The sequence below is a fragment of the Acinetobacter sp. YH12255 genome (assembly GCF_013417355.1).
GTDB lineage: Bacteria > Pseudomonadota > Gammaproteobacteria > Pseudomonadales > Moraxellaceae > Acinetobacter > Acinetobacter pseudolwoffii.
In genome coordinates this window covers 1-25,138 of record NZ_VPEC01000002.1, presented here as the reverse complement: position 1 = coordinate 25,138, position 25,138 = coordinate 1, and the positions used below count along the sequence as shown (strand labels likewise).

23 protein-coding genes and 1 pseudogene are annotated in these 25,138 nt (G+C 43.4%); 8 read left to right on the top strand and 16 right to left on the bottom strand.

Translation table 11 applies throughout. The annotated features are described in order from the left end of the window. Window positions 1-105: 105 nt before the first annotated feature. From FTV30_RS01180 to FTV30_RS01165, 4 genes are all read right to left on the bottom strand, one after another. The gene (locus FTV30_RS01180; RefSeq protein WP_005171309.1) at window positions 106-561 is read right to left on the bottom strand and encodes a GNAT family N-acetyltransferase; all 456 of its coding nucleotides are present in this window, start codon (window positions 559-561) and stop codon (window positions 106-108) included. Between the two features lie 174 nt (window positions 562-735). Then, window positions 736-951, bottom strand: a complete 216-nt coding sequence (locus FTV30_RS01175; protein WP_005096650.1) for a hypothetical protein — start codon at window positions 949-951, stop codon at window positions 736-738. A gap of 134 nt (window positions 952-1,085) precedes the next feature. After that, the gene (gene tkt / locus FTV30_RS01170; RefSeq protein WP_074382885.1) at window positions 1,086-3,074 is read right to left on the bottom strand and encodes a transketolase; all 1,989 of its coding nucleotides are present in this window, start codon (window positions 3,072-3,074) and stop codon (window positions 1,086-1,088) included. Window positions 3,075-3,525: 451 nt separating this feature from the next. Next, window positions 3,526-3,909 carry a prepilin-type N-terminal cleavage/methylation domain-containing protein gene (locus tag FTV30_RS01165; RefSeq protein ID WP_035337922.1) on the bottom strand — a complete coding sequence of 128 codons (384 nt, stop codon included), beginning with the start codon at window positions 3,907-3,909 and terminating at the stop codon, window positions 3,526-3,528. Between the two features lie 473 nt (window positions 3,910-4,382). On the opposite strand from FTV30_RS01165, the gene metK reads away from it, so the two are divergent. The 3 genes from metK (at window position 4,383) to FTV30_RS01150 (ending at window position 7,806) form a co-directional block, all read left to right on the top strand. Further along, window positions 4,383-5,549 carry a methionine adenosyltransferase gene (gene metK / locus FTV30_RS01160; protein ID WP_005096646.1) on the top strand — a complete coding sequence of 389 codons (1,167 nt, stop codon included), beginning with the start codon at window positions 4,383-4,385 and terminating at the stop codon, window positions 5,547-5,549. 353 nt (window positions 5,550-5,902) lie between these two features. Next, entirely contained in the window at window positions 5,903-6,247 is a 345-nt protein-coding gene (locus FTV30_RS01155) for a hypothetical protein (RefSeq protein ID WP_005096643.1), read from the top strand. A gap of 347 nt (window positions 6,248-6,594) precedes the next feature. Further along, entirely contained in the window at window positions 6,595-7,806 is a 1,212-nt protein-coding gene (locus FTV30_RS01150) for a YeeE/YedE family protein (RefSeq protein ID WP_005096641.1), read from the top strand. A gap of 52 nt (window positions 7,807-7,858) precedes the next feature. Here the strand turns inward: FTV30_RS01150 and FTV30_RS01145 are convergent, their stop codons facing one another. The 3 genes from FTV30_RS01145 to FTV30_RS01135 all read right to left on the bottom strand — a co-directional run bounded on the left by FTV30_RS01145 (window position 7,859) and on the right by FTV30_RS01135 (window position 10,468). Further along, entirely contained in the window at window positions 7,859-8,368 is a 510-nt protein-coding gene (locus FTV30_RS01145) for a hypothetical protein (protein WP_180000876.1), read from the bottom strand. Between the two features lie 61 nt (window positions 8,369-8,429). Next, window positions 8,430-9,209 (bottom strand): TIGR03915 family putative DNA repair protein, encoded by a 780-nt coding sequence (locus FTV30_RS01140; RefSeq protein ID WP_100328722.1) that lies wholly within the window; start codon window positions 9,207-9,209, stop codon window positions 8,430-8,432. Beyond that, the gene (locus FTV30_RS01135; RefSeq protein ID WP_180000875.1) at window positions 9,209-10,468 is read right to left on the bottom strand and encodes a putative DNA modification/repair radical SAM protein; all 1,260 of its coding nucleotides are present in this window, start codon (window positions 10,466-10,468) and stop codon (window positions 9,209-9,211) included. Before FTV30_RS01135 ends, FTV30_RS01140 begins: the two co-directional genes overlap by 1 nt. Window positions 10,469-10,674: 206 nt before the next feature. Between FTV30_RS01135 and FTV30_RS01130 the strand changes: the two genes are divergently transcribed. Then, on the top strand, window positions 10,675-11,718 hold the full coding sequence (locus FTV30_RS01130; RefSeq protein WP_180000874.1) for a nitronate monooxygenase family protein: 1,044 nt from the start codon (window positions 10,675-10,677) through the stop codon (window positions 11,716-11,718). 55 nt (window positions 11,719-11,773) lie between these two features. On the opposite strand, the gene FTV30_RS01125 is transcribed toward FTV30_RS01130, so the two are convergent. Next, window positions 11,774-12,451: a hypothetical protein gene (locus tag FTV30_RS01125; protein ID WP_180000873.1), complete on the bottom strand. Its 678-nt coding sequence runs from the start codon at window positions 12,449-12,451 to the stop codon at window positions 11,774-11,776. Window positions 12,452-12,699: 248 nt separating this feature from the next. Next, complete coding sequence (gene dusB / locus FTV30_RS01120; protein ID WP_180000368.1) at window positions 12,700-13,725, bottom strand: tRNA dihydrouridine synthase DusB; 1,026 nt, start codon at window positions 13,723-13,725, stop codon at window positions 12,700-12,702. Between the two features lie 80 nt (window positions 13,726-13,805). On the opposite strand from dusB, the gene FTV30_RS01115 reads away from it, so the two are divergent. Continuing rightward, on the top strand, window positions 13,806-15,014 hold the full coding sequence (locus FTV30_RS01115; RefSeq protein WP_005096631.1) for a DUF1615 family protein: 1,209 nt from the start codon (window positions 13,806-13,808) through the stop codon (window positions 15,012-15,014). Then, entirely contained in the window at window positions 14,981-15,634 is a 654-nt protein-coding gene (locus FTV30_RS01110; RefSeq protein WP_005096629.1) for an HAD family hydrolase, read from the top strand. Before FTV30_RS01115 ends, FTV30_RS01110 begins: the two co-directional genes overlap by 34 nt. Before the next feature lie 193 nt (window positions 15,635-15,827). Here FTV30_RS01110 and FTV30_RS01105 read toward each other — a convergent pair whose 3' ends face one another. Next, a complete protein-coding gene (locus FTV30_RS01105) occupies window positions 15,828-16,922 on the bottom strand; it encodes an acyl-CoA desaturase (protein ID WP_005096627.1) in 1,095 nt (364 codons plus the stop codon). Between the two features lie 14 nt (window positions 16,923-16,936). Then, window positions 16,937-18,001 carry a flavin reductase family protein gene (locus tag FTV30_RS01100; protein ID WP_100355063.1) on the bottom strand — a complete coding sequence of 355 codons (1,065 nt, stop codon included), beginning with the start codon at window positions 17,999-18,001 and terminating at the stop codon, window positions 16,937-16,939. A 153-nt stretch (window positions 18,002-18,154) separates the two neighbouring features. Between FTV30_RS01100 and fabR the strand changes: the two genes are divergently transcribed. After that, on the top strand, window positions 18,155-18,835 hold the full coding sequence (fabR, locus tag FTV30_RS01095; RefSeq protein ID WP_005096625.1) for an HTH-type transcriptional repressor FabR: 681 nt from the start codon (window positions 18,155-18,157) through the stop codon (window positions 18,833-18,835). 62 nt (window positions 18,836-18,897) lie between these two features. Here the strand turns inward: fabR and FTV30_RS01090 are convergent, their stop codons facing one another. From FTV30_RS01090 to FTV30_RS01070, 5 genes are all read right to left on the bottom strand, one after another. Then, window positions 18,898-19,698: an alpha/beta fold hydrolase gene (locus FTV30_RS01090; protein WP_180000872.1), complete on the bottom strand. Its 801-nt coding sequence runs from the start codon at window positions 19,696-19,698 to the stop codon at window positions 18,898-18,900. 135 nt (window positions 19,699-19,833) lie between these two features. Further along, complete coding sequence (locus FTV30_RS01085; RefSeq protein ID WP_180000871.1) at window positions 19,834-20,100, bottom strand: PAAR domain-containing protein; 267 nt, start codon at window positions 20,098-20,100, stop codon at window positions 19,834-19,836. A gap of 143 nt (window positions 20,101-20,243) precedes the next feature. Next, window positions 20,244-23,081, bottom strand: a complete 2,838-nt coding sequence (gene rapA / locus FTV30_RS01080) for an RNA polymerase-associated protein RapA (RefSeq protein ID WP_180000870.1) — start codon at window positions 23,079-23,081, stop codon at window positions 20,244-20,246. Between the two features lie 143 nt (window positions 23,082-23,224). Then, a complete protein-coding gene (locus tag FTV30_RS01075; RefSeq protein WP_180000869.1) occupies window positions 23,225-23,869 on the bottom strand; it encodes an RluA family pseudouridine synthase in 645 nt (214 codons plus the stop codon). Between the two features lie 133 nt (window positions 23,870-24,002). Continuing rightward, window positions 24,003-24,710, bottom strand: a complete 708-nt coding sequence (locus tag FTV30_RS01070) for a phosphopantetheine-binding protein (protein ID WP_005096618.1) — start codon at window positions 24,708-24,710, stop codon at window positions 24,003-24,005. 244 nt (window positions 24,711-24,954) lie between these two features. Here FTV30_RS01070 and FTV30_RS01065 point away from each other — a divergent pair. Beyond that, a pseudogene (locus FTV30_RS01065) lies at window positions 24,955-25,138 on the top strand (IS5/IS1182 family transposase); the annotation flags it as partial.

Sequence of the window (25,138 nt, the reverse complement as noted above, 5' to 3'; positions counted from 1 at the left end):
TTATTCAGTGTATAGAATTCAGAAATATTTACAGCTCTAAAGATAAAACGTTTTGTTGCAGCGATGAAACGATAAATTTGTAAGTTATTTTTTAAATTTCTATTATTAATCCATACGGTATTGGATAAATCCGGTCTTTTTGGCCACTTTATCATAGAGCATTTGTGCCTGACGATTTGATTCATGCGTAAGCCAGTAAACGCGGTCACAATTACGCTGTTCTGCCACCTGATAAACCTGTTCAATCAACTTGCAAGCGATACCTTGACCTCGATACTGCGAAGGCACAAATAAATCCTGCAAATAAGCATAAGGTCGTAGCGTCCAACTGCTGTCATGCTCGACCACATGTACAATGCCCACCACTTTTTCATCAAGCAATGCGGCAAAGCCATACATCGAATCTAGCTCAGTACTGTGTAATTTCGCCCAGGTATTTTCACTGACCTCATCACAGATCTTCGCATGATAAAAAGCCTGATATTCTTGCCATAAAGGCAGCCATTGGTACTGTGATATTTGCTCTAAAGATTTGATCTGAATCTGGGAATTTATTTTCATGTTTACCAACTTCTTTTGCCTATTTCATCAAAATAAACCGTTTCGATAGGGTGCTGAGTTCTATAGCGAGTTACAAGCTTATCTTTATCTCATCTGGTTTTGATAAGCAACTTCCAGACAAAAATCATCTGGCATAAAAAAAGCCCCAATCAGGGACTTTTTAGTATTTTAGCTTTACAGTTTTTCAACCAGAATACGATCAACCTGTTTTAGGCCAGTCGTCTTTTCATGGTTTTTACGGCGGACTTTGATGACTTTTTCTTCCGCGAGTTCTTGTAGCATTAACTCAACCGCCATCATGGCCTCAAGAGGTAGATCCTGCCCGATCCATTTCTGTTCGCCTGCATCCATCAGAGTAATTTCTTCGCTAATTTGCTCGTACAAGCTCATGTTCATCTCACTTTTTGCATTCAATTATCAAGAGAACTCTTCAACTCTTGTCACATGAAAACAGAGCTAAAAAGACCAAAAAACAAAAAGACGCCCCAAAACTGGGACGCCATTTTAAACTTTTAAAGGGCTGATTAAGCAGTAATTTCTTTTACTGCTGCAACAACGGCTTCAGTGGTAATACCAAAGTGCTGGAACAAGTCTTTTGCAGGTGCAGATTCACCATAAGTACTCATACCAATCACGCGACCATCTAGACCAACGAATTTCCACCAATAATCTACATGCGCTGCTTCAACCGCAACACGCGCACGAATATTGGATGGAAGAACCGCTTCACGGTACGCTGCATCTTGCTTCATGAATTCTTCAGCACATGGCATAGACACGACACGCACGCCCTCAAGCTGTGCATAAGCTTCCATTGCCAAAGCAACCTCTGAACCTGTTGCAATAATAATCGCTTTTAATTCGCCTTTTTCTTCAGCCAATACATAACCACCTTTCGCAGCGTTCTCAATTTGTGTTTGAGTACGGGTTTGGAAAGCTAGATTTTGACGAGAGAAGATTAACGCTGTCGGACCCTCAGAACGAGTCAATGCAGACTTCCAAGAAATTGCGGCTTCAACGGTATCACATGGACGCCAGGTATTCAGGTTTGGTGTACCACGTAAAGATGCAATTTGCTCGATTGGCTGATGCGTAGGACCATCTTCACCTAGACCAATAGAGTCATGTGTGTACACATGAATCACACGTTGCTTCATCAAGGCAGACATACGTACCGCATTACGTGCATATTCCATAAACATCAGGAATGTAGCCACATAAGGAATGAAACCGCCATGCAGCGCAACACCATTGGCGATTGCAGTCATACCGAATTCACGCACGCCATAATGTACGTAGTTACCCGCTGCATTGTCTTGTACACCTTGCGCACCTTTCCACAGCGTCAGGTTAGAACCAGCCAAGTCCGCAGAACCGCCTAGCACTTCTGGCAATAATGGAACCAGTGCTTGCAATGCATTTTGGCTTGCTTTACGTGTCGCAATCGTTTCAGCTTTAGCATTCACTTCAGCGATATAGGCATCTGCTTTTGCAACGAAGTCTGCTGGCAAATCACCTGACATACGGCGTTTTAGCTCTGCCGCTTCAGTCGGATATTTTGCAGCATAGGCAGCAAATGTTTCATTCCACGCTGCTTCAGTTTTAGCGCCCTTGTCTTTGGCATCCCAAGCTGCATACACATCTTCAGGAATAACAAATGCTTCGTCAGTCCAGCCTAACGCTGCACGCGTCAAGACAATTTCATCATGCCCGAGTGGCGCACCATGGCTGTCTTCTTTACCTTGCTTGTTTGGTGAACCCAAACCAATCACTGTTTTACAAATAATGATGGTTGGCTTAGCAGTTTCAGCTTTAGCTGCTAAAGTTGCAGCACGAAGCGCTTCGCTATCATGACCATCTACTTTAAGTACTTGCCAACCGTAAGCCAAGAAGCGTTGTTCGGTGTCGTCAGAGAACCAGCCTTCAACTTCACCATCAATCGAGATGCCATTGTCGTCATAATAAGCAATTAACTTACCAAGACCTAAGGTACCTGCCAATGAACACACTTCATGTGAAATACCTTCCATCAGGCAGCCATCGCCCAGGAAGCAGTAAGTAAAGTGATCCACAACCTGGAGGTCATCTTTATTAAATTGTGCGGCTAAGGTTTTTTCAGCCAGCGCAAAACCAACAGCATTGGCGATCCCTTGACCTAGAGGACCAGTCGTCGTTTCAATCCCGGGTGCATAACCCAATTCCGGGTGACCAGGTGTTTTAGAATGAAGTTGACGGAATGCTTTTAGATCTTCAATCGAAAGATCGTAGCCCGTTAAATGAAGCAGTGCATATTGAAGCATAGAGCCATGACCATTTGACAATACAAAACGGTCACGGTTAGCCCAATTCGGGTTGGTCGGGTTGTGGTTCAGGAATTCACGCCAAACCACATCAGCGATATCTGCCATCCCCATTGGAGCACCTGGATGTCCTGAGTTTGCTTTTTGCACAGCATCCATTGCCAATACACGAATTGCGTTTGCAATACGACGTTCATTAAGCGGGGTTGTCATAAATCAGAGTCCAAAATATTCAGAAATAGGAAATGATGAAAAGACTTTCAAAACTATGGTCTATTGTCTTAAAAAAACAGCGAGGGGTAAAGACTAAGCAACAACATTTATCAGTTTATTAGTCTTGTATTTCCTTATCGGGTAATTATTCCACATTTTTCTCTCTAGTTCTGTTTTCTCTGGTCACTTTTGCGATGGATTTATTAGACATGATAGTTAGCATATTGTTGTCTGATTGAGCTTTTCAACCCTGCATTTTTTAGAATTGACTGTTATTTCGTTTTTAATCTAAAGTCGGCTCCATCCGTTTAAAGAGAGATGTGTCATATAATTTTCTCGTCGATGATGAAGAGCATTGATGATTCATTCTTATCAATAGATCGATCAACTATGTATTTTTTAGATGAAAAGCTTACATCTATTTAGGCTCAATCATAAGCAGCAAGCGTGCTTAGCGCCCCTGGCAGCTTTTAGGTAAATAGCGCTGATAAATATCAGTCGAGAAGCATTTTCCCGTATAGACATCAAATGCAATTGATTTACCCCGAATCGCTGCATCTAGGCCTTGCTGTCGCAGCTTAAACTCAATTCGGCATGTCGCATTAATCACCACTTTTTCGATATATCGTGTATTCCCCCCAATCTCGCGTCCAGCATCACAATGCTGACCTGAGGCAATGAACTGAGTTCGATATGTGCCAGCCTGCTCAAACACTTCAGCCAGTTGAGCACGTACCACATAGCCCTGATAGCTCATAAACGCCATGGTGGCTAAAATCGCTATCATCGTCAGTACAATCATCACCTCAATTAAGGTAAATGCCTTTTGATACATCATGACTTATCTCCGTACAGCCTTACTTCAAGAAGCCCATACAAAAAGAATCTTGGCCATGCTTAACCGGCCAGTAGTGAAACCTTAGGCCTAATATGCAGAGAAGCCGATGCAACCACAATACAGCTAGTCGAATCATGTTGAATCACATGCGAGCGTATTAATGTAATGATCACTTTCCTGAAAATTGCTCAGATTTTAGCTTTATATTTTTCCAATCAGCGATCTTTTAAAATTTATTCGAGAATATAACTGTTTAATTTTGCTACATCTGGGAAAATCCGGATTAATTTGTCGCTCCTTGCCAAATCAGCAATGACGGTTAAATCGACATATCAATTTTTTTAATTCTATTAATCAATTAAAAACACAATAATTTGAAACAATTTCGACCAATTTTGTCGTGTTAAGCTAGTCCTAGAGCGCAACTCGATGTAACATATCGGGTCTTTAAAATTAACTGTGATAGGACTATGCGCGAGTACGCTGTATTTACTTCGGAATCTGTAAGCGAAGGCCATCCAGATAAAATGGCTGACCAAATCAGTGACGCTATTTTGGATGCAATCTTAAAAGAAGACCCTTATGCACGGGTTGCTTGTGAAACGCTTGTAAAAACAGGTGCGGTTGTACTTGCCGGTGAAATCACAACGACGGCCAATATCGATTTTGAAGCGGTAGTACGCCATACCGTGAACGGTATTGGTTATCACCATTCTGATCTGGGTTTTGATGGTTCGACCTGTGCCGTAATCAACATGATTGGCAAACAGTCACCTGAAATTGCTCAGGGTGTAGACCGTCAGAAACCTGAAGATCAAGGTGCCGGCGACCAAGGTTTGATGTTTGGTTATGCCAGCCGTGAAACTGACGTTTTAATGCCTGCGCCAATTACCTATGCACATCGCTTAATGGAAAAACAAGCAGAGCTTCGTCGTAATGGAACTTTGCCTTGGTTACGCCCAGATGCGAAAAGCCAAGTGACCTTTGCTTATGAAAATGGCAAACCTGTTCGTTTAGATGCTGTGGTTTTGTCGACTCAACACGATCCTGAAATTTCACAAGCCAATCTTAAAGAAGCTGTGATTGAAGAAATCGTGAAGAAAATCATTCCTGCCGATATGTTCCATGCAGAGACCAAATTCCACATCAACCCAACGGGTATGTTCGTGATTGGCGGCCCTGTCGGTGACTGTGGTTTGACTGGTCGTAAAATTATCGTAGATACCTACGGTGGTATGGCGCGTCATGGCGGTGGTGCTTTCTCTGGTAAAGATCCATCTAAGGTTGACCGTTCTGCTGCCTATGCAGGGCGTTATGTAGCAAAAAATATCGTTGCGGCTGGTCTTGCAGACAAGTGTGAAATCCAGGTGTCTTATGCGATTGGTGTTGCTGAACCTACTTCAATTTCAATCAACACTTTTAATACTGCAAAAGTATCTGAAGAATTGATTATTGCCTTGGTTCGTGAGCACTTTGACCTACGCCCATATGGCATTACCCGCATGCTGGATCTGATTCAGCCAATGTATAAGCAGACTGCGGCTTATGGTCATTTTGGCCGTGAAGGCTCTGATACGGCCTTTACTTGGGAAAAAACCGACAAAGTGGAAGCGCTTAAAGCCTCTGCTGGTCTCTAATTTTCTCTTTAAAAAGCCCGCACCCTGCGGGCTTTTTTTATGACTGGGATTTTATTGCTTAAAATCATCTTTTTTACACGACTGACAACTTAAATCGCAAGATTAATAATATACCCCGTTCATTTCCATCATCCTTGAATGCTTATTAAATTAGAAATTTTTTAGTTTCTGGATCTGACTCATTTAATACACTTAAAACAACTTATTAAATAAGTCCTGAGCGAGTTAAAGCAGCATAAGTATTGAAAAAAGTTACAGTTAATCAACAAATTTTGATCTATTTTCTAGCATAAACTTTAAGAAATGACTGTTAAATTAGTTGGCAGCTATACAACAACAAGGGATATTACTCGATGAATAAATTAATGATTGCTTTAGGTTTAGTGGCAACTGTTGCCTTGGTCGGCTGTAACAAAGATAAAGCACCTGAAACCGGGGCAACGACAGGTGAGCATTTAGAAAATGCAGCAGATCAAGCCGGTCATGATATGCAGGATGCCAGCCGTGAAGCTGCGGTAGACACTGAAAGAGCCTTGGATAATGCAGCGGAAAATACAGCTCAAGCAGCTGACGAAGCTGCTGCTGCAACGTCTCGAGCAGCAGATGCTACTGCTGAAGCAGCACGAAAAGCCACTGCGGCCACTGCAGCTGCGGTTGAAGAAGGTGCTGGCAATGTTCGAGAAAAAGCTGAAAACTGATTTTAGCTCTCAGTTTAATGCTTAAAAAGCCTGCGATTCAATTTGCAGGCTTTTTTATGTACTTCATTTGAAAACCCAGAAACTCAAAAATGCTCGATACTGATCTATCAGCATAAAACCATACGATTAAATCTGCAATTTATTTAAGCTGCTTAAGTGTAGAGAATTACAGAATAATGAGATGTTCCATTAGATTTATTTTTATAATTCACTCCCACAAATCAGATAAAGTGATAAAACTTATCAACTATAAGAATGACTTAATACTCACTCATTGGCCAAAATGGGCTGCATTTAAGCTGAAATTCAGTAGAATACCAGCCTTTATTTTTAAAATTTAATCTCCCATGTCAGTCATTGCTGCTGCTTCCCAACGGTCGAATATTTCGGTCTGGGTGGCTTTTATTTTACTTGTGATCGGTACAATCGGTGCCTATCAGATCGTTGGCTTAAATCAGGCCTTGTTATTTTTAATCGGTGGTGCGCTAGGCATGACCCTGTACCATGCCTCATTTGGTTTTACCTCGAGTTGGCGCGTCTTTATCAAGGAACGTCGCGGTCGTGGTCTGCGTGCACAAATGATTATGCTCGCTCTAGCAGTATTGTTATTCTTCCCGGCTTTAGGTGCGGGTGAACTGTTTGGCAACCCGGTCACAGGTAACGTCAATCCTGTTTCCATGTCAGTCATGATTGGTGCCTTTATTTTCGGCATCGGCATGCAACTCGGTGGCGGTTGTGCATCGGGTACGCTGTATACCGTTGGTGGTGGTAGTGCACGTATGCTGGTAACACTCTTGTTCTTCTGTATCGGCTCTGTGATTGCAACCTCACACTTAGACTGGTGGTTTGCTTTGCCGCATCTGGAACCTATTTCTCTGGTACAGAGTTTAGGGGTGATGCCTGGATTGCTGCTGAGCTTTGTTATTTTTGCACTGATTGCTGCGGCGACTGTTTATTTCGAAAAGAAACGTCATGGTCGTCTGGAAGTAGAACCAAGCAGTGAGCATCAAGGCTGGAAACGCTTTATTCGTGGTCCATGGCCTCTGATTTGGGGCGGGATTATTCTGACCCTGCTCAACTTTGCGACGTTGGCACTTGCAGGTCGTCCTTGGGGCGTGACTTCTGCCCTGGCAGTTTGGGGTGCAAAAGGCGCCACTTTAGTGGGTGTTGATGTAACTGCATGGGATTATTGGCAGAAAGCTGGCAATGCCAAAGCACTTACAGAGTCGTTGTGGTTTGATATTACCTCGATGATGAACTTTGGCATCATGCTCGGTGCTTTGCTGGCAGCCAGTCTGGCAGGTAAGTTTGCCCCGAATTTCAACATTCCGAAACGCTCGCTCATTGCTGCTGTTGTCGGTGGCATCATGCTCGGCTATGGTGCACGCTTGGCCTATGGTTGTAATATTGGTGCGTATTTCAGTGGCATCGCTTCAGGCAGTTTACATGGCTGGTTATGGCTGGTGTTTGCCTTTATCGGTAATGGTATTGGGGTGAAACTTCGTCCAATCTTCTTCCCGGAAGAAAAACCACAAGCTGAAAAAATTACAGGTTGTTAATCATTTAAATTAAAAAGCCCATCTTAATGATGGGCTTTTTAATCTTTAAGATTTAAAGCGCGGCTTTTAAATTACAACCATAACCCATGGTCTGCTGAACCTGACGATAAGTGGTATAGCGATCCAGAATAAAAGTATAGAAGTGATCGGCATTCGAAAAATTGTCTTTTAGATTTTCATTGGCAGCATTCGGCAATTGGATGCCATCGACCAGTTCCAGATTATAATGCCCCAAACGATACATATCGGCAAAATAAGCATTCATCATATCGCAATAGGCAATTTTACTTGGTTTTAATGCCGTACTGCTGACCAAATGACGGTTTAAAGTTTGCAGATTATTCACATCTAAAGGAAACTGGTGTGAGAAAGCAATACTTTCTAGTTTTTTAAATTTCTGAAAATCCTGAGTCAATTGGCTATTGAGTGCATCAAAACGTTGCTGCAATTCCTGCGCTGTCTGAACCTGATATTTGACTGGATCGACGACCGGTTTTTGTGGCTCTTTCGAGCATGCGGTTAATCCAATGAGCAGCGCCAATGACGTTAGCCATACCTTCATATCTATGCACTCAATCTAAATATAAACGCTTATTATGCCTGAAAGATGCCAGATGTACTGTTTAAAGTGTTTTCTCATTCATATAACGCCAGTAGCGTTTCGGCACATATTGAATATGCAGTTTCATATTGTTACGTGTCTGAATATTCACACTATTAAAATAATCTTTCCAGAGCTGATCATACAGCCATTCATCATCATCCAGTTCGATACTGAATGACTGACTGTGCCCAATCTGGATTTGTGAATCAATTGCTTCAGCATTCATCTCGACCTGATGTACCTGCTCTAAATCATAATAAATCCCATAATTGCGCAGCTCATCATAAATCAGCCAGGATTGATCCTGATAGCGCTCCTGAAAATGTCGGGAAATAATCGGTAGAACATTAAAGTCTGGCTTAACCAGACTCAGGAATAGTCCATCCTTGGCCTTTTTAAAGCGTACAAATGCCTCCATACGGTGCTTTTCCCGTCCGACTTGCTTGGCCCATTGCGACATACCGATAACCGCATGATGACCATAATCTTTATCGACAGGTCGCTGGTTTTTAAATACATAAACCGCGAAATCAAATAGAATCTGAAACGCTGCTTCTTGTTCCGACAGAAAAGTATAGTAAAAGGCACGCAAGCTGCTGGAGGAGACTTTTTGCTTGAGCCCCTGCCAGACCCGCTGTCCATGCTCATCATTAGAGCTAACATAAATAAATTCATCAAACAGGCCATTTTGTGCTTGTGGATTGGCAGTGATGCGGGCATTCAGTTCCTTAAACTCAAAAGCCCGAAATACACAACTGAGCAAGCCGGTCATGCTGCCATCAAAACAGTAACAGGCCATCAGAATGCCAGTCCAAGCTGTGGTGAAAGCTGCTGCTGATATTTAGATTGGCCAGACTGTAAAATTTGCTGACGGATCTGATGCGATTGCTGATCTTTCTTAAATTTTGGCGTATCAGCACAGCGGATAAAATGCTGTGCGCGGTTATATGCCACACCCATGCGTTTTAGCTGATCGATATGAATCTGACCAAAACGGCGTGCCTGTACAATTTTTTTGGCCGAACGTACCCCAATACCCGGTACACGCAAAATTATTTTATAGTCGGCATGGTTAATATCAACTGGAAAAGCTTCAGGATGTCGCAAGGCCCAGCTGAGTTTGGGATCAATATCCAGATCCAGATTCGGATGCTGGTCATCGACAATTTCATCGGCAGAAAATTCATAAAAACGCATTAACCAGTCGGATTGATATAGACGGTTTTCTCTTAATAATGGCGGCGCTGAACCGACAACCGGTAAGGCTTTTTCTTCAGGATTAATCGGAATATAGCCGGAAAAATACACCCGTTTCAGCTTAAATTCCTTGTAATGCCGATCGGCCATTAAAATAATGTCTTGGTCAGTTTCACTATGTGCGCCCACCACCATCTGTGTGGTTTGTCCGGCAGGTACAAATTTTGGCACCGATTTAATCAATTTGCGTTCATCTTTGAGCTGGATCAGTCGATCCCGCACAATCCCCAAATCTTTTTGTACTTCGGCATGGGTTTTTTCAGGCGCAAACTTCTGTAATCCGGCTTCAGTCGGCATTTCCAGATTAATACTCATGCGGTCTACGTATAGTCCGGCTTCGGTAATGATTTCCTGAGATGCACCCGGAATGGTTTTCAAATGAATATAGCCATTAAAGTTTTCTTCTAGTCGCAGTTTTTTCACCACCTGTAGCATCCGCTCCATAGTGTGATCGGCTGATTTAAAAATACCCGAGCTTAAAAACAGACCTTCAATATAATTACGGCGGTAAAAGTTCATGGTCAAATCCACCACTTCCTGCACGGTAAATGCTGCTCGCTTGACGTCATTGGAACGGCGCGAAACACAATAAGAGCAATTAAAAATACAGACATTGGAAAATAGAATTTTCAGCAAGGAAACGCAGCGGCCATCTTCGGTATAGCTATGACAAATACCATTGCCGGTATTTCCTACCCCTTTGTCTTTATTTTTACGATTACTTCCACTGGATGAACAGGACACATCATACTTGGCAGCATCGGCTAAAATTTGCAGTTTTTCACGGATACGATCAGACATGAGCTCAGAAAGATTTGACCAAAATGTTATTATAAAGTCTTCAATTGCAGCGCTATAGTTGATCTGTCTGGCTAGCGACATAGCGTGTCGTGAGAAATGTAAATGACAGCTAAGCAAAGTTTAAGTATTTCAAAATAAAATAACCAATATGATTTGCTTAATTTTGAACTCAAGGGCAAAGTAAAAACATAACAAGGAGCAAATCTATGTCTTTATTAGAAAATCTCGGAATTAAACATCCTATTTTCTTGGCGCCGATGGCAGGTGTCTCTACAGCTGAACTTGCAGCTGAAGTGTCCAATCAAGGCGGCTTGGGTTCACTCGGTTTGGGAGCCAGCAGTATCGAGGCAGCACGACAACAGATTTTAAAAACTCAGGAATTGACAGACTGCCCTTTTCAGGTGAATTTTTTCTGTCATGACAGTGTGCCCCTAGATGAAGCTGTCGCGCAGGCATGGATCGCACAGTTTAAAAATAAATTTATTGAATATGGGGCGCAGCCACCCGAGCATTTAAACTGTATTTATCCGAGCTTTAAAGACAATGATGACTTCCTGAATCTGGTGCTGGAAACCAAACCACGGGCGGTCAGTTTTCATTTTGGCATTCCGCATCCGCATCAGATTCAAGCCTTAAAACAGGCAGGAATTTTAACCATGGTTTCTGCGACCAATTTTGCCGAAGCCAAAGCCATCGAAGCTGCCGGAATTGATATTATTATTGCCCAAGGCATTGAAGCCGGCGGTCATCGTGGAATTTTCAGTACCAAATTCGATGCTTCGGTCAAAACCTCTAATCTGGTGAAACTGATCAAACAGCATTGTTCCCTGCCGATTGTAGCGGCAGGCGGGATTATGGACGGCCAACAGGCAAGACAAATGCTGGATTTCGGTGCCGATGCCGTGCAACTTGGCACTGCATTTGTACAGTGCAAATCGTCCAATGCCAATGAGGCTTATCGTAAAGCCCTGCTTTCCAAGCCACTCACTCAAGTCAGTGCCAGTATTTCCGGTCGCCCTGCTCGTGGAATCATCAACCACTGGCATATGGACGTCGATACACCCGATCGTCTGGATGTGCCGGCTTATCCTTATACCTATGATCTGGCCAAGCAATTACATGCTGCTGCAGCCGAGCATGGTGATCAGGGTTATGGCGCGTTCTGGGCAGGCTCAAATGTGGCACAAATTCGTGAAATGGAAGCATCCGATCTGATCAATCAGCTGGTGCTGGAAATGAAACATCTCTAAAATTTATCAACATTAAAAACCTCTCTAATTAGAGAGGTTTTTTATTCAGTCGGACTTAGCGGGTAAGTCGATGCCAGGCATCTTTGACTGCAAACTTGGCTTCTTCCCAATTTAAGCGGGATTCACCTTTCACCTGTTCCCACTTGGTCCGTAGTTCAGGTTCCGCATGATCAAAATCTGTATCACGATCATACATGGCACGGTTTTCATAACCTACGCGATAAGCGCCCCGATAGTCACGATCATAGTCTAGATCGCTGTAGGTATTCCGCGTTTCATTAAAATACGGGCGATTATGATACTCATCGCGCCAGTAATTATCTTCGGCAATCAAATGGTCGGGATGCTGATAATTATCTGCCTCACTTCGAATTTCTGGATGCTGGTAGTTATCTGCCTGTTTTTGACGATCTGATGTTGCAATATCATTACCGGCAATGCCACCAACCACACCACCGATAATGCCGCCCACCACTGCACCTGGAGGACCACCGACCAGACCTGCAACGGCCCCTACAGCAGCACCACCTACTGTACCCGCACCGGTCGCGGCCAGATTGTCTTTGCCTTCATTCATATCTGGCACATTCGGATTATCTTTTTCAGGAGTATTTAAATCCGGACGTGCATTGGCATCAGTAGGATCTATATTTAAGCCTTCGCTGCGTTCTTGTGGCAATTCCGTTGACGTTTTATGGCTAAATTCTGTGACTGGACGATTGGTATTTGTCATTACAGATCTCCCTTGGTGATGACTACAAACAAGAAGGATCACCTCCTGTTCATATTAGATGAATCCATCATAGAACAAGTTTAAGTAAGCAATGTCCAAGTCCTGTCCGGTTTAAGTCAACAAAATGTTGTGCTATGTATTTGACCGGCTGAAGTGTAAACAGCGTGCTAAAATCGACGCGCTCAAGATAAAAAAGGTAGTATTTCTACACAAAACATATTTCTTGATTACCTCCTACTAGCCTGCCATCATTTGGTCTCTAATAAATTGACCTGTTCGACCTGAACATCACTCATGGTTGAGCCATGTTCAAGTAAAGTATTAAAATAATCTTCTACTACACGATATTGATCAGCTGTATTTTCTACCTGATACATGCCCTGACGAAACTCGTTGCTTGAACGCAGACCTTTGGTATACCAGGCAATATGTTTCCGGGAAATTCGGCAACCGGAATACTCGCCATAAAACTCATATAGCTCAGCCAAATGTCCCAATAGAACATCCTTAACTTCTGTAATACTCGGCGCATCCAGATGTTGGCCAGTTTTTAAATAATGGGCAATTTCACGAAAAATCCAGGGACGACCTTGTGCTGCACGTCCGATCATGATGGCATCTGCACCGGTATAATCCAGTACATATTTGGCTTTTTCAGGACTGTCGATATCTCCGTTGGCAATCACGGGAATATTCAACATGTCTTTTACATCTTTAATGAGGGAATAGCGTGCGGTATTTAAATACATATCTTCACGGGTACGGCCATGTAAAGCCAGCGCCGCAATTCCGGCATCTTCCGCACGTTTTGCCACCCGCATGATATTTTCATGACCATTTAAATACCCCAGACGGGTTTTTAAAGTCACCGGCACATCGACCGCAGCCACGACGGTATCCAAGATACGGGCAACTAAATCTTCATCCTGTAGCAAGGCTGAACCGGCTAATCGATTGCAGACCTTTTTGGCTGGACAGCCCATATTAATATCAACAATTTGTGCACCATTGGCCACCTGATAACGCGCAGCCTCAGCCAGATCTTGTGGATCTGAACCGGCAATCTGGGCTGAGATGGGTGCCAGCTCCCCATCAAAATTGGCACGGTAGAGACTTTTTTTGCTCATACGCAAAGTTTTGTCTGAGGTCATCATTTCACTGACCGCATGACCTGCACCAAAATACTTGCACAAGGTTCTAAACGGACGGTCAGTCACACCTGCCATGGGGGCGACAATCAAATTGTTTGACAGTTGATATGGACCAATATACATATAAATTCATCACTTTTTTGATGGGCATAGTATACTGCATCTGCCTTATTCGCTCATCTTTTCAATTAATTTACCACACCATGAATAAAACTTTTGCTGATTGTTTTTCTGTTAAGTCATTGTCTGTACTTGCACTTTCTCTGGGTCTTGCCGGCTGTGGCAATGGCTCATGGTGGTCAAAAGATGATGAACCGACACTTGAAGTTGAACATATTCGTAAAGCAATTCCGAGTCGGGTAAATCAGCGTGAGTCCTGGGCACAAGATATTTACGACATCACCGAACAGTTGGGTATTCCTCAAACCAAGGAAAATGTCTGCACGATTGTGGCCGTGGTCGATCAGGAATCCAATTTTGTGGCAGACCCTACAGTACCAGGTCTGGGAGAAAAAGCGGTTAAAGAAGTTCAGGATCGTCTTGAAGAAAAATTCAAAGATAAACTCGGACAAGCAATCGGTGGAACAGTTGCGGGATATTTCCAGGAAGTACTCAAGAACCATCCAAGCCCAGAAGATAACTATTTAAGCCAGATGCGCCGGGTAAAAACCGAACGCGAACTGGATGAGTTATATCGTGAAATATTTGACTATATGTCGAAGCATTACCATGTCAGCGCACTGACCGGTGCTGCAAAACTGGTCGGCCAGAACATTGGCGAGAAAATGAATCCGATTACCACTTTGGGTTCAATGCAAGTGCATATTAGTTATGTCAAGGAATATAAACGTCAAGGTGGCAACATCGCAGCCTTACGCTCCGATGTCTATACGCAATATGGCGGCCTATATTACGGGATTCATCGTCTGATGATGTATCCTGCAGATTATGACAAACCGATCTACCGTTTTGCAGACTATAACTCGGGCATGTATTCCAGCCGAAATGCCGCTTTTCAGAGCATGCTCAATGATTTAACTGAAGCTGAACTCGATCTGGATGGCGATTTATTACTCTATAACAAAGATGGCGCGATCCGTTCGCAGAAGAGTCAATCCGAGCGTGAGCTGATCAGTGTATTTGCGAAAAATAATTTTATTATTACCGAACGTCAAATCCGCGCCGATTTAAAGAAAGAAAAAGAGAAAGATTTTGAAGATACCATGACCTATCGTGGGATCAGCAAGCTCTATCAGGAAAAAACAGGCAAAGATCCGATGTATGCAATCATGCCGGAAGTGGTCATTTCTGGACCAAAACTGAGTCGTGATTACAATACCAACTGGTTTGCCACCCGTGTCGATGGTCGATATCAAACATGCATGCGCAAAATCAAACACCTAAAACTCTAGCCTTATTTGATTTTGATGGCACCCTGTATACAGACGACAGTTTTACCGGGTTCATTTTCTATGCCTTGAAAAAACGGCATATTTTAAGACGCGGCATTCGTCTCCTGCCCTGGATTCAGGCCTATTATCTGAAGCTGTACCCTGCCCATGCGATGCGTCCAAAATTGTATGGCAACATGTTTAAGGACAGCGATGCAGAAGAAATTTTACAACTGGCGCAGGACTATGCCCAGCAGCTGGTCTTTAAGTTTAATCCAAAACTGTTGCAGCAACTTCGGCAACATCAGCAACTGGGTCATGAGATCGCGCTGGTTTCAGCATCACTGGATTTATACTTGAAACCGGTCTGTACCTATTTAAATATCGATTTACTGTGTAGCGAAGTTGAAATCAAAGCTGGAAAAATAACAGGATTTTATCAGACTCCAGATTGTAGTAATGCGCAGAAGAAACTGAGAATTTTAGAAAAATATCGTCTGGAAGATTATGCTGAAATTTATGCCTATGGTAACAGCGAAGAAGATCAGGAAATGCTGAGTTTGGCACATCAACGCTATCTGGAAGGACAAGATCAGCAATTGCCAAAAATTAATCTACCATCCGATTCAATGACATATTAGGGCTTTAAAATTTCCGTTTTATTGATACGCCATAATAATCTTTAACAAGCACTTAAATGACAGATGAGTTGTCGCTCAATGATACTTTTAAGGCAGATCTGATGACTGAATCATCCAGACTTTTTTGTTTAAATATAAGCTTCATCCATAAAAAAACCACCTCAAATAAGGTGGTTTTTAGCTTTAAGAAATATTATTTCTTAAACGGAAATGCATATTTCACAATACGTTTGATGACGCTGCCATACTGTTTTACCAGACTGGCATTGTTGTAGTTCAAACCATATTTTTCACACACCGCCTGAACTTTTGGCGCCATTTGGCGGTAACGACGGGCAGGCACATCAGGATACAGATGATGTTCAATCTGGTGACTTAAATGACCCGTCAAGATATGGAATGCTTCAGAACCGGTCAGGTTAGATGAACCACGAATCTGGCGCATATACCAGTGACCACGGCTCTCATTTTGCAGTACCGATTTCGGGAACACCTCTACATCTTTGGTAAAGTGGCCACAGAAAATAATACTGAACGTCCAGATATTACGCAGACCATTGGCCACCATATTACCCGTCAAAACTGGCAAAGCAGCAGGACCTGCAATCAATGGAAAGAACACATAATCTTTAAACAATTGTTTACCGATTTTGTTCTGCATTGGGCGCCATTCTTCTTTGGTCTGCTCTTTGCTTTTGCGACCTTTGAAATATTTACCCAATTCAAGGTTCTGAATGGCCACGCCCCACTGGAACAGCAAACAGAATGGCACCGCATAAATCGGTTGTAATAAATAACCCGGTTTCCAGCGCTGTTCTGGGAACAGACGCAATAGACCATAACCGATATCATCATCCATACCTTTGATATTGGTATAAGTATGATGTTTAAAGTTATGCGTTTGACGCCAGTTATCCGACGTACCTACAATATCCCATTCATAGGTCTGGCCATTCATTTTAGGATCATTCATCCAGTCATATTGACCGTGCATGACATTGTGGCCAAGCTCCATGTTTTCCATGATTTTGGCAAAGCCTAACAGACCTGTGCCGAGTAACCATGCTGGCGGAAACCAGCCTGCAAACAAGAGCGCACGGCCGGCAATTGATGAATAACGGATGGTTGAATAGACACGACGGATATATTTCGCATCCTTTTCACCTAAGTCATCCAGCACTTCTTGCTTGATCGCATCGAGTTCACGTGCAAGTTCATCAAGTTCTACTTGTGATAATTCACGGTTTTTAGGATTTTTAAAATATTGAAATTTTACTGGCATATTCATAGGATAAAACTCGCTTATAGGTCGATGACTAGATCAGTCTGCGCTGAGTTAACACAAATTTTGAGCAGATTACCTGGCTCAGTATTTCGTGCGCCGTTTACCAAATTCTTGGTCGAACCTTCCACTTTATTGCAGGCGCATTTATTACAAATGCCCATACGGCAACCATGTGTCGGTTTGATATTTTGTTGTTCCAGACTCACCAAAATGGACTGGCCTTTTGGAATACTGACAATTTTTTTCGACTGAGTCAGGGTGACATTAATAAAGCCGATATCGGATTGATCCGCCAGACTCATGCTAAAGGCTTCACCCTTAAACTCTTTGGCTGAAGCAAACAGCTGCTCTGCAGTCGATACAAAACCTGACGGGCCGCAGCAATAGACCGTGCTATTTTCCAGATTTTGCAAATCTGTCAGATAAGTTTCATTCAGACGAGCTGCCGCAGCTTGTTCTTGCGTGGCATAAACATGAAATGAGAAATTTGCATGTTTCTGAGCAAGTTCTTCGAAACGTGCTTTAAATGCTGCATCTTGATGTTTTTTAACCCAGTACCACAAGCTCACTGGTGTTGATAATTCACCCTTTTTGCTCAGGCTTTCCAGCATGCTCAGCATTGGGGTAATCCCGCTGCCTGCTGCAAGCAAGATCAGTGGACTCGCCTGCTGAGGCACAGTCATATCGCCATAAGGCTGACCAAATTCGATGACATCACCCACTTGCGCCTGCTCTGCAAACCAGGTGCTGACTTTACCGGCATGGACTTTTTTCACGGTCAATAACACATGCTGGGCATCTATACGGGTCAAACTATAGCTACGTTCATAACGAATGCCCTTCACCACCACATACACTGGATGGTGTTGCCCCGCTTCACCAAACTTAAATAAACGATTCACTTGAATTTTCAGACTCAGCATATCCTGTGCAGCATTTTCCTTGTGCACAATCTTGCCCAATGGCTGATTCAACGACCATATAGGATTGAGTTTCTGAATCCAGAAATTAATCGCATGCTGATCGACGACACTGTCAGACAGTGCATTCAACGGCATTTTAAGTTTTTGGAGTACATGCATCGTTATCGACATCATCTTGAGGTTTTGAATTATTATACACATGTATATATATTTGTATATACATGTGTATTGTTTCCATTCATTTCACAAGCCTGTCGTGCTCGGTTATAATCAAACGATTCATGCATGAACCTATTGATGAACGAGCCTTCAATGAAAATAAGCAGTGACGCATCTCTACTACAATCGAAAAGCATTGATGAGCCGATTATCGTACGGAGTGTCGGTCGCAAGGCCACCATTACCAAAGAAGAACTGTTTCAGGCAGCATTAAACCTGATTGGTCCACAAAAAAGTATTGCATCGTTGAGCCTGCGCGAAGTCGCACGTGAGGCCGGTATTGCGCCAAACAGTTTCTATCGTCATTTTAAAGATATTGATGAGCTGGCCATTGAGCTGATTGATCGTGCCGGGATTGTATTACGTCAGATTCTGCATGAAGCACGCTTAAAAGCCTCCCGACAAAGCAGTATTATTCGTAGTTCGGTCGAAATTTTTATTGCTCAGCTGGATGCAGATGAAGGCAATTTAAGCCTGTTATTGCGTGAAGGTTATACCGGTTCAAAATCGTATAAACAGGCTGTAGAACGCCAGTTAAATTATTTTCAGCAGGAATTGCAGGATGATTTGATTCGTCTGGAACGCCTGAATAATAGAAAGTTATTACATGCCGATATTGCCGCCAAAGCCATTACTCAACTGGTGTTTAACATGGGGGCCAATGTCATTGACATGCCGGCTGAAGACCGCCAGGAAATTGCCGAACAGACCATGCTCATGATTCGGATGATTCTGGAAGGCGCTCGCCATCTGGAAGATTCGCAGCTGCGTTAATTTTCCGATTTGTATGAAGTAGTATAAAAAGAGACGTAATCAACGTCTCTTTTTTATGATGATTACAAAAGTGCGAGTTGGGCTTTGACCGCCTTTGCAGTGGCTTCCGGATACTCAAGCGGAAACATATGTCCGCCTTCAACCACTGAATAATTGATCCGATAAATCTTGTGCATGCCTTGCGGCAAACCCTGCTGATAAAACTGGCTCTGCTCTGCAGTCATCAGATGAATCGGCACTTCAGGTGGTCGTCTTGGCGTACGCCACCACCATGCCGGTACAGTCCGGAAAATCTCCGCTTCTACCTGTTTTGGAATGCTCAAAGTCACCCCACCGCGTTCAGGTTCTGGCTGAATGCCGCTCTCGATATAATCAGTAAAACATTGCTCATCGAAATTTTTAAATAAGCGATTAAACCGGAGTGCTTCAATAGCGACCTGTTTCGATGACCAATGATCTTTGCGTTTTAGCGTAATTCCTGCTGGTGTATAATGATCGACACTTTTTAGATTCAGCTTTTTAATCAGTTCAAACATGGCGCTATTTTTTCCAATCACAAATGGTGGATCCATAATGACCAGTTTGGAAAATAGTTCGGGACGTCGATACGCCGCCATCAGGGTCACCAGACCACCAAAGGAATGTCCTAAGCCAATCACTTGCTGCTGAGGAAACTGCTGCTCGATATCTGCAATGACTTCATCGACCAGATAACGCCAGTCTCGCGTAATTGGATATTGCGGGTTCATGCCGATCAAGGGAATCGCTTTGACCTCATAGTCTTGCTGGAAACAGTCCAGAAACTTTTGATAAGTTGCCGCAGGAATACCATTGGCATGGGTAAAATGTAGGGCTTGCTTCATTATTTTTAAACGCAGCGCGTATTCATCCTGAAATCATCGAATGAGCTTACTGATCTATTCCTTGATTCGGCAGTGCAAAAATGCTCAAACCATGACCTCAAAGTCATTTCTCTGTATTCCTTCAGAATTTAAGGTTTATTTCTGCGATACAGTTAAATGTTGCATCGGTAGAAAAATCGCCCCGCAACTGGCCTTATCCCCCGCGATGACCACTGCCCGTCCTTTGACACTAATAGACAAATTGCTGGAAATTGCGGTGACCATGGTCTGGCATTTGGGACAATAATGCTTCATGCCATTTAAATGTACGGCAATACCATTGATCAAAAAAGAGGGTTCACATTTAGTCACCATGCCGCCATGATTGGTCTTTGTGCCAAGGGTAATCAATGCTTTTGACATGATTTTTCATTCTTATTATTCAGTAGGCTGATTTTAAACAGGAGTAAAATGACAGGCCAGCATTCTCCGACAAAAAATAATAAAACTGGATTTTGCCCATAAAAAAAGCAGCCCGAAAGCTGCATTTTTTAATGATTTAAAGCTTAAGGCTTAACGACAACCATCACCTGAATCGCTTCCGGTGTTACCGATAGACCATCCAGCAGGCTTAGACCTTCTTTCTGCAACTTCTGTAAACGCGCAATTTCATCTTCACGGATACTTGGGTTGAACTGCTTCAGATAGGTCAGACGATCAATTTCATATTGCCATTTGTTGCCATACACTTCTTTGGCTTGCTGCTTGAAGCCCGGCAATTCACTGCGTGCCAGTTCAAGCGCCTGTTGATAACGTGCTTCGATCACATCACGACGTGCTTTCACCACCTGACGGCAGCTATTGCCATCTAAATGATGCAGGTACGGTTTCAGGATTTCTGGTGCGATCTTCTGTGATAAATCCTGACCTTTTTCACTCAGCAAGACACGAATCAACTGTTGCGGCAAACTAGACGGCAAGTTCAATGCTTTCGGTGCTACCACATCGACCTTGAACCAGACTTCTAACAATACCGAACCTTGTGGCAATGCTGCAGATTTTAGTACCGCAACGTTGGTGCTACCAAAGCCTTGCGTATTGATCATCTCCATCACGCTTTCAGTGAATGGATGTTCCAGGGTCAGGTATTGCGCATCTTCACGGATTTGCGCCTGATCACGATAGAAAGTCGCTGTAATCCCCTCTTCATCTAGCGTCAAACCTTGAACCTGCATTTGATCGGTTGGCTTAATGATCACTGTACCGTTACTTTGCTCATCAAAGTCGATATTCGTAGACGCCATAAAGCGCTTCATGAAAATCGGCAAAGTGGTATTGTCATCATAGTCTTCAAGCGCGTTAACAATTTCCTGTGCCACCACCGGACGACAAGAGTTGTACTCAAGCAAACGGTCTCGACCTTCCTGCAATTCAGCTTCCAGCGCTTCACGTTGCACGCTGACTTCTTCCAGCAGGTCTTCAAACGCTTGACCTTTGTCTGCCAATAGACAGTCTTTCAAGCGAACAATAAAGTTTTCTTGCAAGGTTTGTGCAGTTGGGGAAATATTGCCGAAAATATTCAAGGCTTCGTTATACCAGCGGAACATACGTTCTTGCGCAGTTCCCACCAGATAAGGCACATGAATCTGAATCCGGTTTTCCTGACCGATACGATCTAAACGGCCAATACGCTGCTCTAAAACGTCCGGGTTGGCAGGAAGATCGAACAGAATTAAATCAGATGCAAACTGGAAGTTACGCCCTTCTGAACCAATTTCCGAACAAAGTAAAATCTGCGCGCCATACGAATCTTCAGCAAAATAAGCGGCAGCCTGATCACGCTCTAACAAGCTCATGCCTTCATGGAACATCGCGGTACGAATACCGGCATGTAAGCGAAGTACATTTTCCAGCGCTTCAACCACTGGCCCGCTACGCGCAATCAGTAAGACTTTCTTGTGTTTAAGATCGGTACGTAAACGCTCCATCAGCCACATCACGCGTGGATCGGCTTCCATCCATGCACCATCGAGCTGGGCTTCTTCAGGCCACATTTGCTCACGCAACTTACCATCTTTCGACCAGTGTTCCGGTGCTGGTAATGGTGCCGGCTGACAGTCACGACCCGGGAAGCCCTGAATGGCTTCACGCGTATTACGAAACAGGATACGACCGGTACCATGACGGTCTAAAAGTTCGTGAATGGCACGGAAACGCTGCTCAGGATGATCTTCAATTGAATGACCCAACAAGGCCTCAATCGCAGTCAAATGTTCTGCTTCAAGTGGCAGATTTGACATCAACACTTCTGCAATTTTAGCCGTGTGCTGATATTGCGCTTCTTCATCCAGGAAACGATCCAGCGAGTTAAAGCGCTGCGGATCGAGTAAACGCAGGCGTGCAAAGTGACTTTCTACCCCGAGCTGTTCCGGTGTTGCCGTCAATAACAATACGCCCGGCGTATGTTCAGCCAGTTCTTCGACCAGATCATAACGGTCATTACCGCCATCTTCTTCGCTCCACATCAAATGATGTGCTTCATCGACCACCAGCAAGTCGAAACCGGCTTCGAGCGCCTGTTCACGCAGATCTTCATGGTCGACCATCAAATCGACAGAGGCAATAATTTTTTGTTCGGTCAGGAATGGGTTTTGTTCAGGATCATGCTCTTTGATTGATGCAGTACGGGTCAAATCAAATAACGAGAACTCAAGATTGAAACGACGGCGCATCTCAATCATCCACTGATATTGCAGCGAATCTGGTACTAAAATTAGGATGCGTTCAGAACGGCCAGTTTTCAGCTGTTGATGGATAATCAAACCCGCTTCGATGGTTTTACCCAGACCGACTTCATCGGCCAGTAATACACGCGGAGCAAAACGCTGACCGACTTCATGCGCAATATACAACTGGTGCGGAATCAGGCCGACACGTGAACCGACCAAACCGCGCAGTGGACTGCTTTGCATATTGGCCTGCATCAGCAGCGCTTCAATGCGCAAGTCATACCATTCTTTATAATCGACCTGACTGGCCAGTAGACGGTCTAGAGGCTTGGACAGCTGGATGGTGGCACCAATGCGGGTTTCATTCAGCGATTTACGTTCTTCAGTCCCATCTTCCAGGGTACGAATGACGTGATAACGCACCACGCCATTGCGGTCTTCCACGGATTCTACAATCCATTTGGTTCCTTCCTGATCCTGTAATTCATCTTTCACATTAAATACGATACGAGATAAGGGTGCATTGCTACGTGCATAGACGCGAGTTTCATCGCTTTTCGGGAATAAAATGCTAACCGACCGCTCATCAACATCAATAAGAACGCCTAAACCGAGTTCTGTTTCAGTATCTGATAACCAACGTTGACCAATAGCAAATTGCTGCAATTTTTCCACCTTTATCTTAAGTACAAGATTATGAATATTAGGCTCAATCACGAAACGTCATTGGAGCAAAATTTCACACCTTCAAGCAATGTATTTTGACATAAAGCCCACTAAAAAGTGAGCATAATTCACGCCGATTCAAGAAGTATTTCCTAGAACGGCGCCGGACAATAAAATTCGACCAGCTGATCTGTTTGAGGATGATAAAAACTCAAACGTTCAGCATGTAAATGTAGACGCGAGCTGAGCTGTTGCTGTTCAGGTGTCGCATATAAGGTATCGCCGATAATCGGATGCCCCAGATATTGCATATGCACACGCAACTGATGCGAACGGCCGGTAATTGGCGTAAGTTTCACCCGAGTCACGGCTTGTTCCTGAATATTAAAGTGTTCGATCGCCTGCCAATGCGTGATGGCCGGCTTGTTATGTGCGGGATCTACGATATGTAAGGGCGGACGGCTTGGGTCATATACCACGGGCACCTCAATGCTACCTTCACCTTCGAGTGTACCGGCAACCACGGCCTGATAGGTTTTGTCGGTCTGGCGTTCCTGAAACTGGCGGGAAATGGTTTTTTGTCCCCATTTTGTGAGACCAAACACGAGAATGCCGGAAGTATCGCGATCCAGTCGATGGATCAGTAAGGTTTTTGGTTCTATTTTTAATAATCGGTTAATCAGGCAATCTTGTAAATCTTCTGTTTTCCCGGGAACTGTGAGTAAACCTGCAGGTTTGTGGATGACCATGAAATCGTCATCACGATGTATCAGATGTTCGGTTAGAAAATTACTCAAAGTTCAATCCCAGGCTGATCGCGAAAAACAAGGCGGCCATGATAGAAAGCTTCGCCCATAATTACAATGCGCTTTTATATAAATGCTGATGAAATTTCCGATTTAGGTCATAAAAATGCTCAATCGCAGCGTATCAACCTGAGGATTGTAAAATGAAGCCTGCCAATTCATGCAAAGATGCATGCTGTCGTACATCTTCATAACGAATATTGGCACCATGTGCACGCCATACACCGACCAAACTCACCACGGCTACAGAGTCCAATCCATAATTTCTTAAATCGACATAGGGATCAATCTCCAGAGCATCTATGTCTAGCTGTTCTGCCACAGCCAACATAATACCTTTGGTTGATAAGACATAGTCTGAGGGCGCACTTAAATCCCACAACCGTGTCAGACTATAAGTATTTAAGTGATGCACACCTTGACTGGAAATATTTTCGATCCACTGAATATGCTGTTCCTGATTGGCCAATAAGATTGCGTCATCGACCACACCTATTTGATCCGTCACACTCATCAAATGCGGTAAGATTTGCTTGAGCATCGGTGTGACCTGCCCGGCAAAAATCAGTTGTGGATGCGTGGAGGCATATTCACCAAGCTGTTGCATGCCCTGCATCAGGTCATCACCATATAAATCGACAATGGGAATATCCAGTGCTTTGGCTTTATTGGTCAGTTGAATCAAATTTGCCATGAGTGCACTTTCTTGTATGCCCTGTTGCATACGCAAGTTTTGTAATCCGACTAAGACCAAAACCGATTGGTTCGATGCAAGCTGCCATTTGGCTTGAGATGGGGCAAGTTGGATTTTTTTGGGCATTGGGTACAGCATGGGAGACTCTTTGGCTTCAGACAGTCGGCTTTTTCGTAACTGTATATGCTAACTCAGATTGAGGGTTACTCAATACTTTAAAAGTCAACAGGGCTATATTTAAAAAATTAAAAGCAAAAATGCTTGTATCTATATTCAGATACATTCAGTCATTATATACAAACTGATTAAATGAATTTTAAACTAAACCTTTCATTTTATATTAGACCTCTTGCGAAAGTAAAAAATTGTTTATACTAGTCCCATGAAATATGAAAATTTAACTAGATTTAATGATGGGGAATTTAAACGACTTGTTGGAGTTCCTCGTCCATTATTCTTAAAAATGGTATCAGTGTTACAACACGCTGAACTTGCCAAGAAAAAATCTGGAAGACCTCATTCGTTGTGTTTAGAGGATCAATTGTTGTTAACTTTAAATTACTTAC

Coding starts and splice junctions, on each gene's coding strand:
- tkt (WP_074382885.1), bottom strand. CDS start 3,074: ATGACAACCCCGCTTAATGAACGTCGTATTGCAAACGCAATTCGTGTA.
- FTV30_RS01125 (WP_180000873.1), bottom strand. CDS start 12,451: ATGACAAATACCAATCGTCCAGTCACAGAATTTAGCCATAAAACGTCA.
- FTV30_RS01070 (WP_005096618.1), bottom strand. CDS start 24,710: ATGCTGTACCCAATGCCCAAAAAAATCCAACTTGCCCCATCTCAAGCC.
- FTV30_RS01085 (WP_180000871.1), bottom strand. CDS start 20,100: ATGTCAAAAGCATTGATTACCCTTGGCACAAAGACCAATCATGGCGGC.
- FTV30_RS01155 (WP_005096643.1), top strand. CDS start 5,903: ATGAATAAATTAATGATTGCTTTAGGTTTAGTGGCAACTGTTGCCTTG.
- FTV30_RS01145 (WP_180000876.1), bottom strand. CDS start 8,368: ATGAAGGTATGGCTAACGTCATTGGCGCTGCTCATTGGATTAACCGCA.
- FTV30_RS01135 (WP_180000875.1), bottom strand. CDS start 10,468: ATGTCTGATCGTATCCGTGAAAAACTGCAAATTTTAGCCGATGCTGCC.
- FTV30_RS01105 (WP_005096627.1), bottom strand. CDS start 16,922: ATGAATATGCCAGTAAAATTTCAATATTTTAAAAATCCTAAAAACCGT.
- FTV30_RS01180 (WP_005171309.1), bottom strand. CDS start 561: ATGAAAATAAATTCCCAGATTCAGATCAAATCTTTAGAGCAAATATCA.
- FTV30_RS01110 (WP_005096629.1), top strand. CDS start 14,981: ATGCATGCGCAAAATCAAACACCTAAAACTCTAGCCTTATTTGATTTT.
- FTV30_RS01100 (WP_100355063.1), bottom strand. CDS start 18,001: ATGCATGTACTCCAAAAACTTAAAATGCCGTTGAATGCACTGTCTGAC.
- dusB (WP_180000368.1), bottom strand. CDS start 13,725: ATGTATATTGGTCCATATCAACTGTCAAACAATTTGATTGTCGCCCCC.
- FTV30_RS01175 (WP_005096650.1), bottom strand. CDS start 951: ATGAGCTTGTACGAGCAAATTAGCGAAGAAATTACTCTGATGGATGCA.
- FTV30_RS01115 (WP_005096631.1), top strand. CDS start 13,806: ATGAATAAAACTTTTGCTGATTGTTTTTCTGTTAAGTCATTGTCTGTA.
- FTV30_RS01090 (WP_180000872.1), bottom strand. CDS start 19,698: ATGAAGCAAGCCCTACATTTTACCCATGCCAATGGTATTCCTGCGGCA.
- FTV30_RS01165 (WP_035337922.1), bottom strand. CDS start 3,909: ATGTATCAAAAGGCATTTACCTTAATTGAGGTGATGATTGTACTGACG.
- fabR (WP_005096625.1), top strand. CDS start 18,155: ATGAAAATAAGCAGTGACGCATCTCTACTACAATCGAAAAGCATTGAT.
- FTV30_RS01150 (WP_005096641.1), top strand. CDS start 6,595: ATGTCAGTCATTGCTGCTGCTTCCCAACGGTCGAATATTTCGGTCTGG.
- metK (WP_005096646.1), top strand. CDS start 4,383: ATGCGCGAGTACGCTGTATTTACTTCGGAATCTGTAAGCGAAGGCCAT.
- FTV30_RS01140 (WP_100328722.1), bottom strand. CDS start 9,209: ATGGCCTGTTACTGTTTTGATGGCAGCATGACCGGCTTGCTCAGTTGT.
- FTV30_RS01130 (WP_180000874.1), top strand. CDS start 10,675: ATGTCTTTATTAGAAAATCTCGGAATTAAACATCCTATTTTCTTGGCG.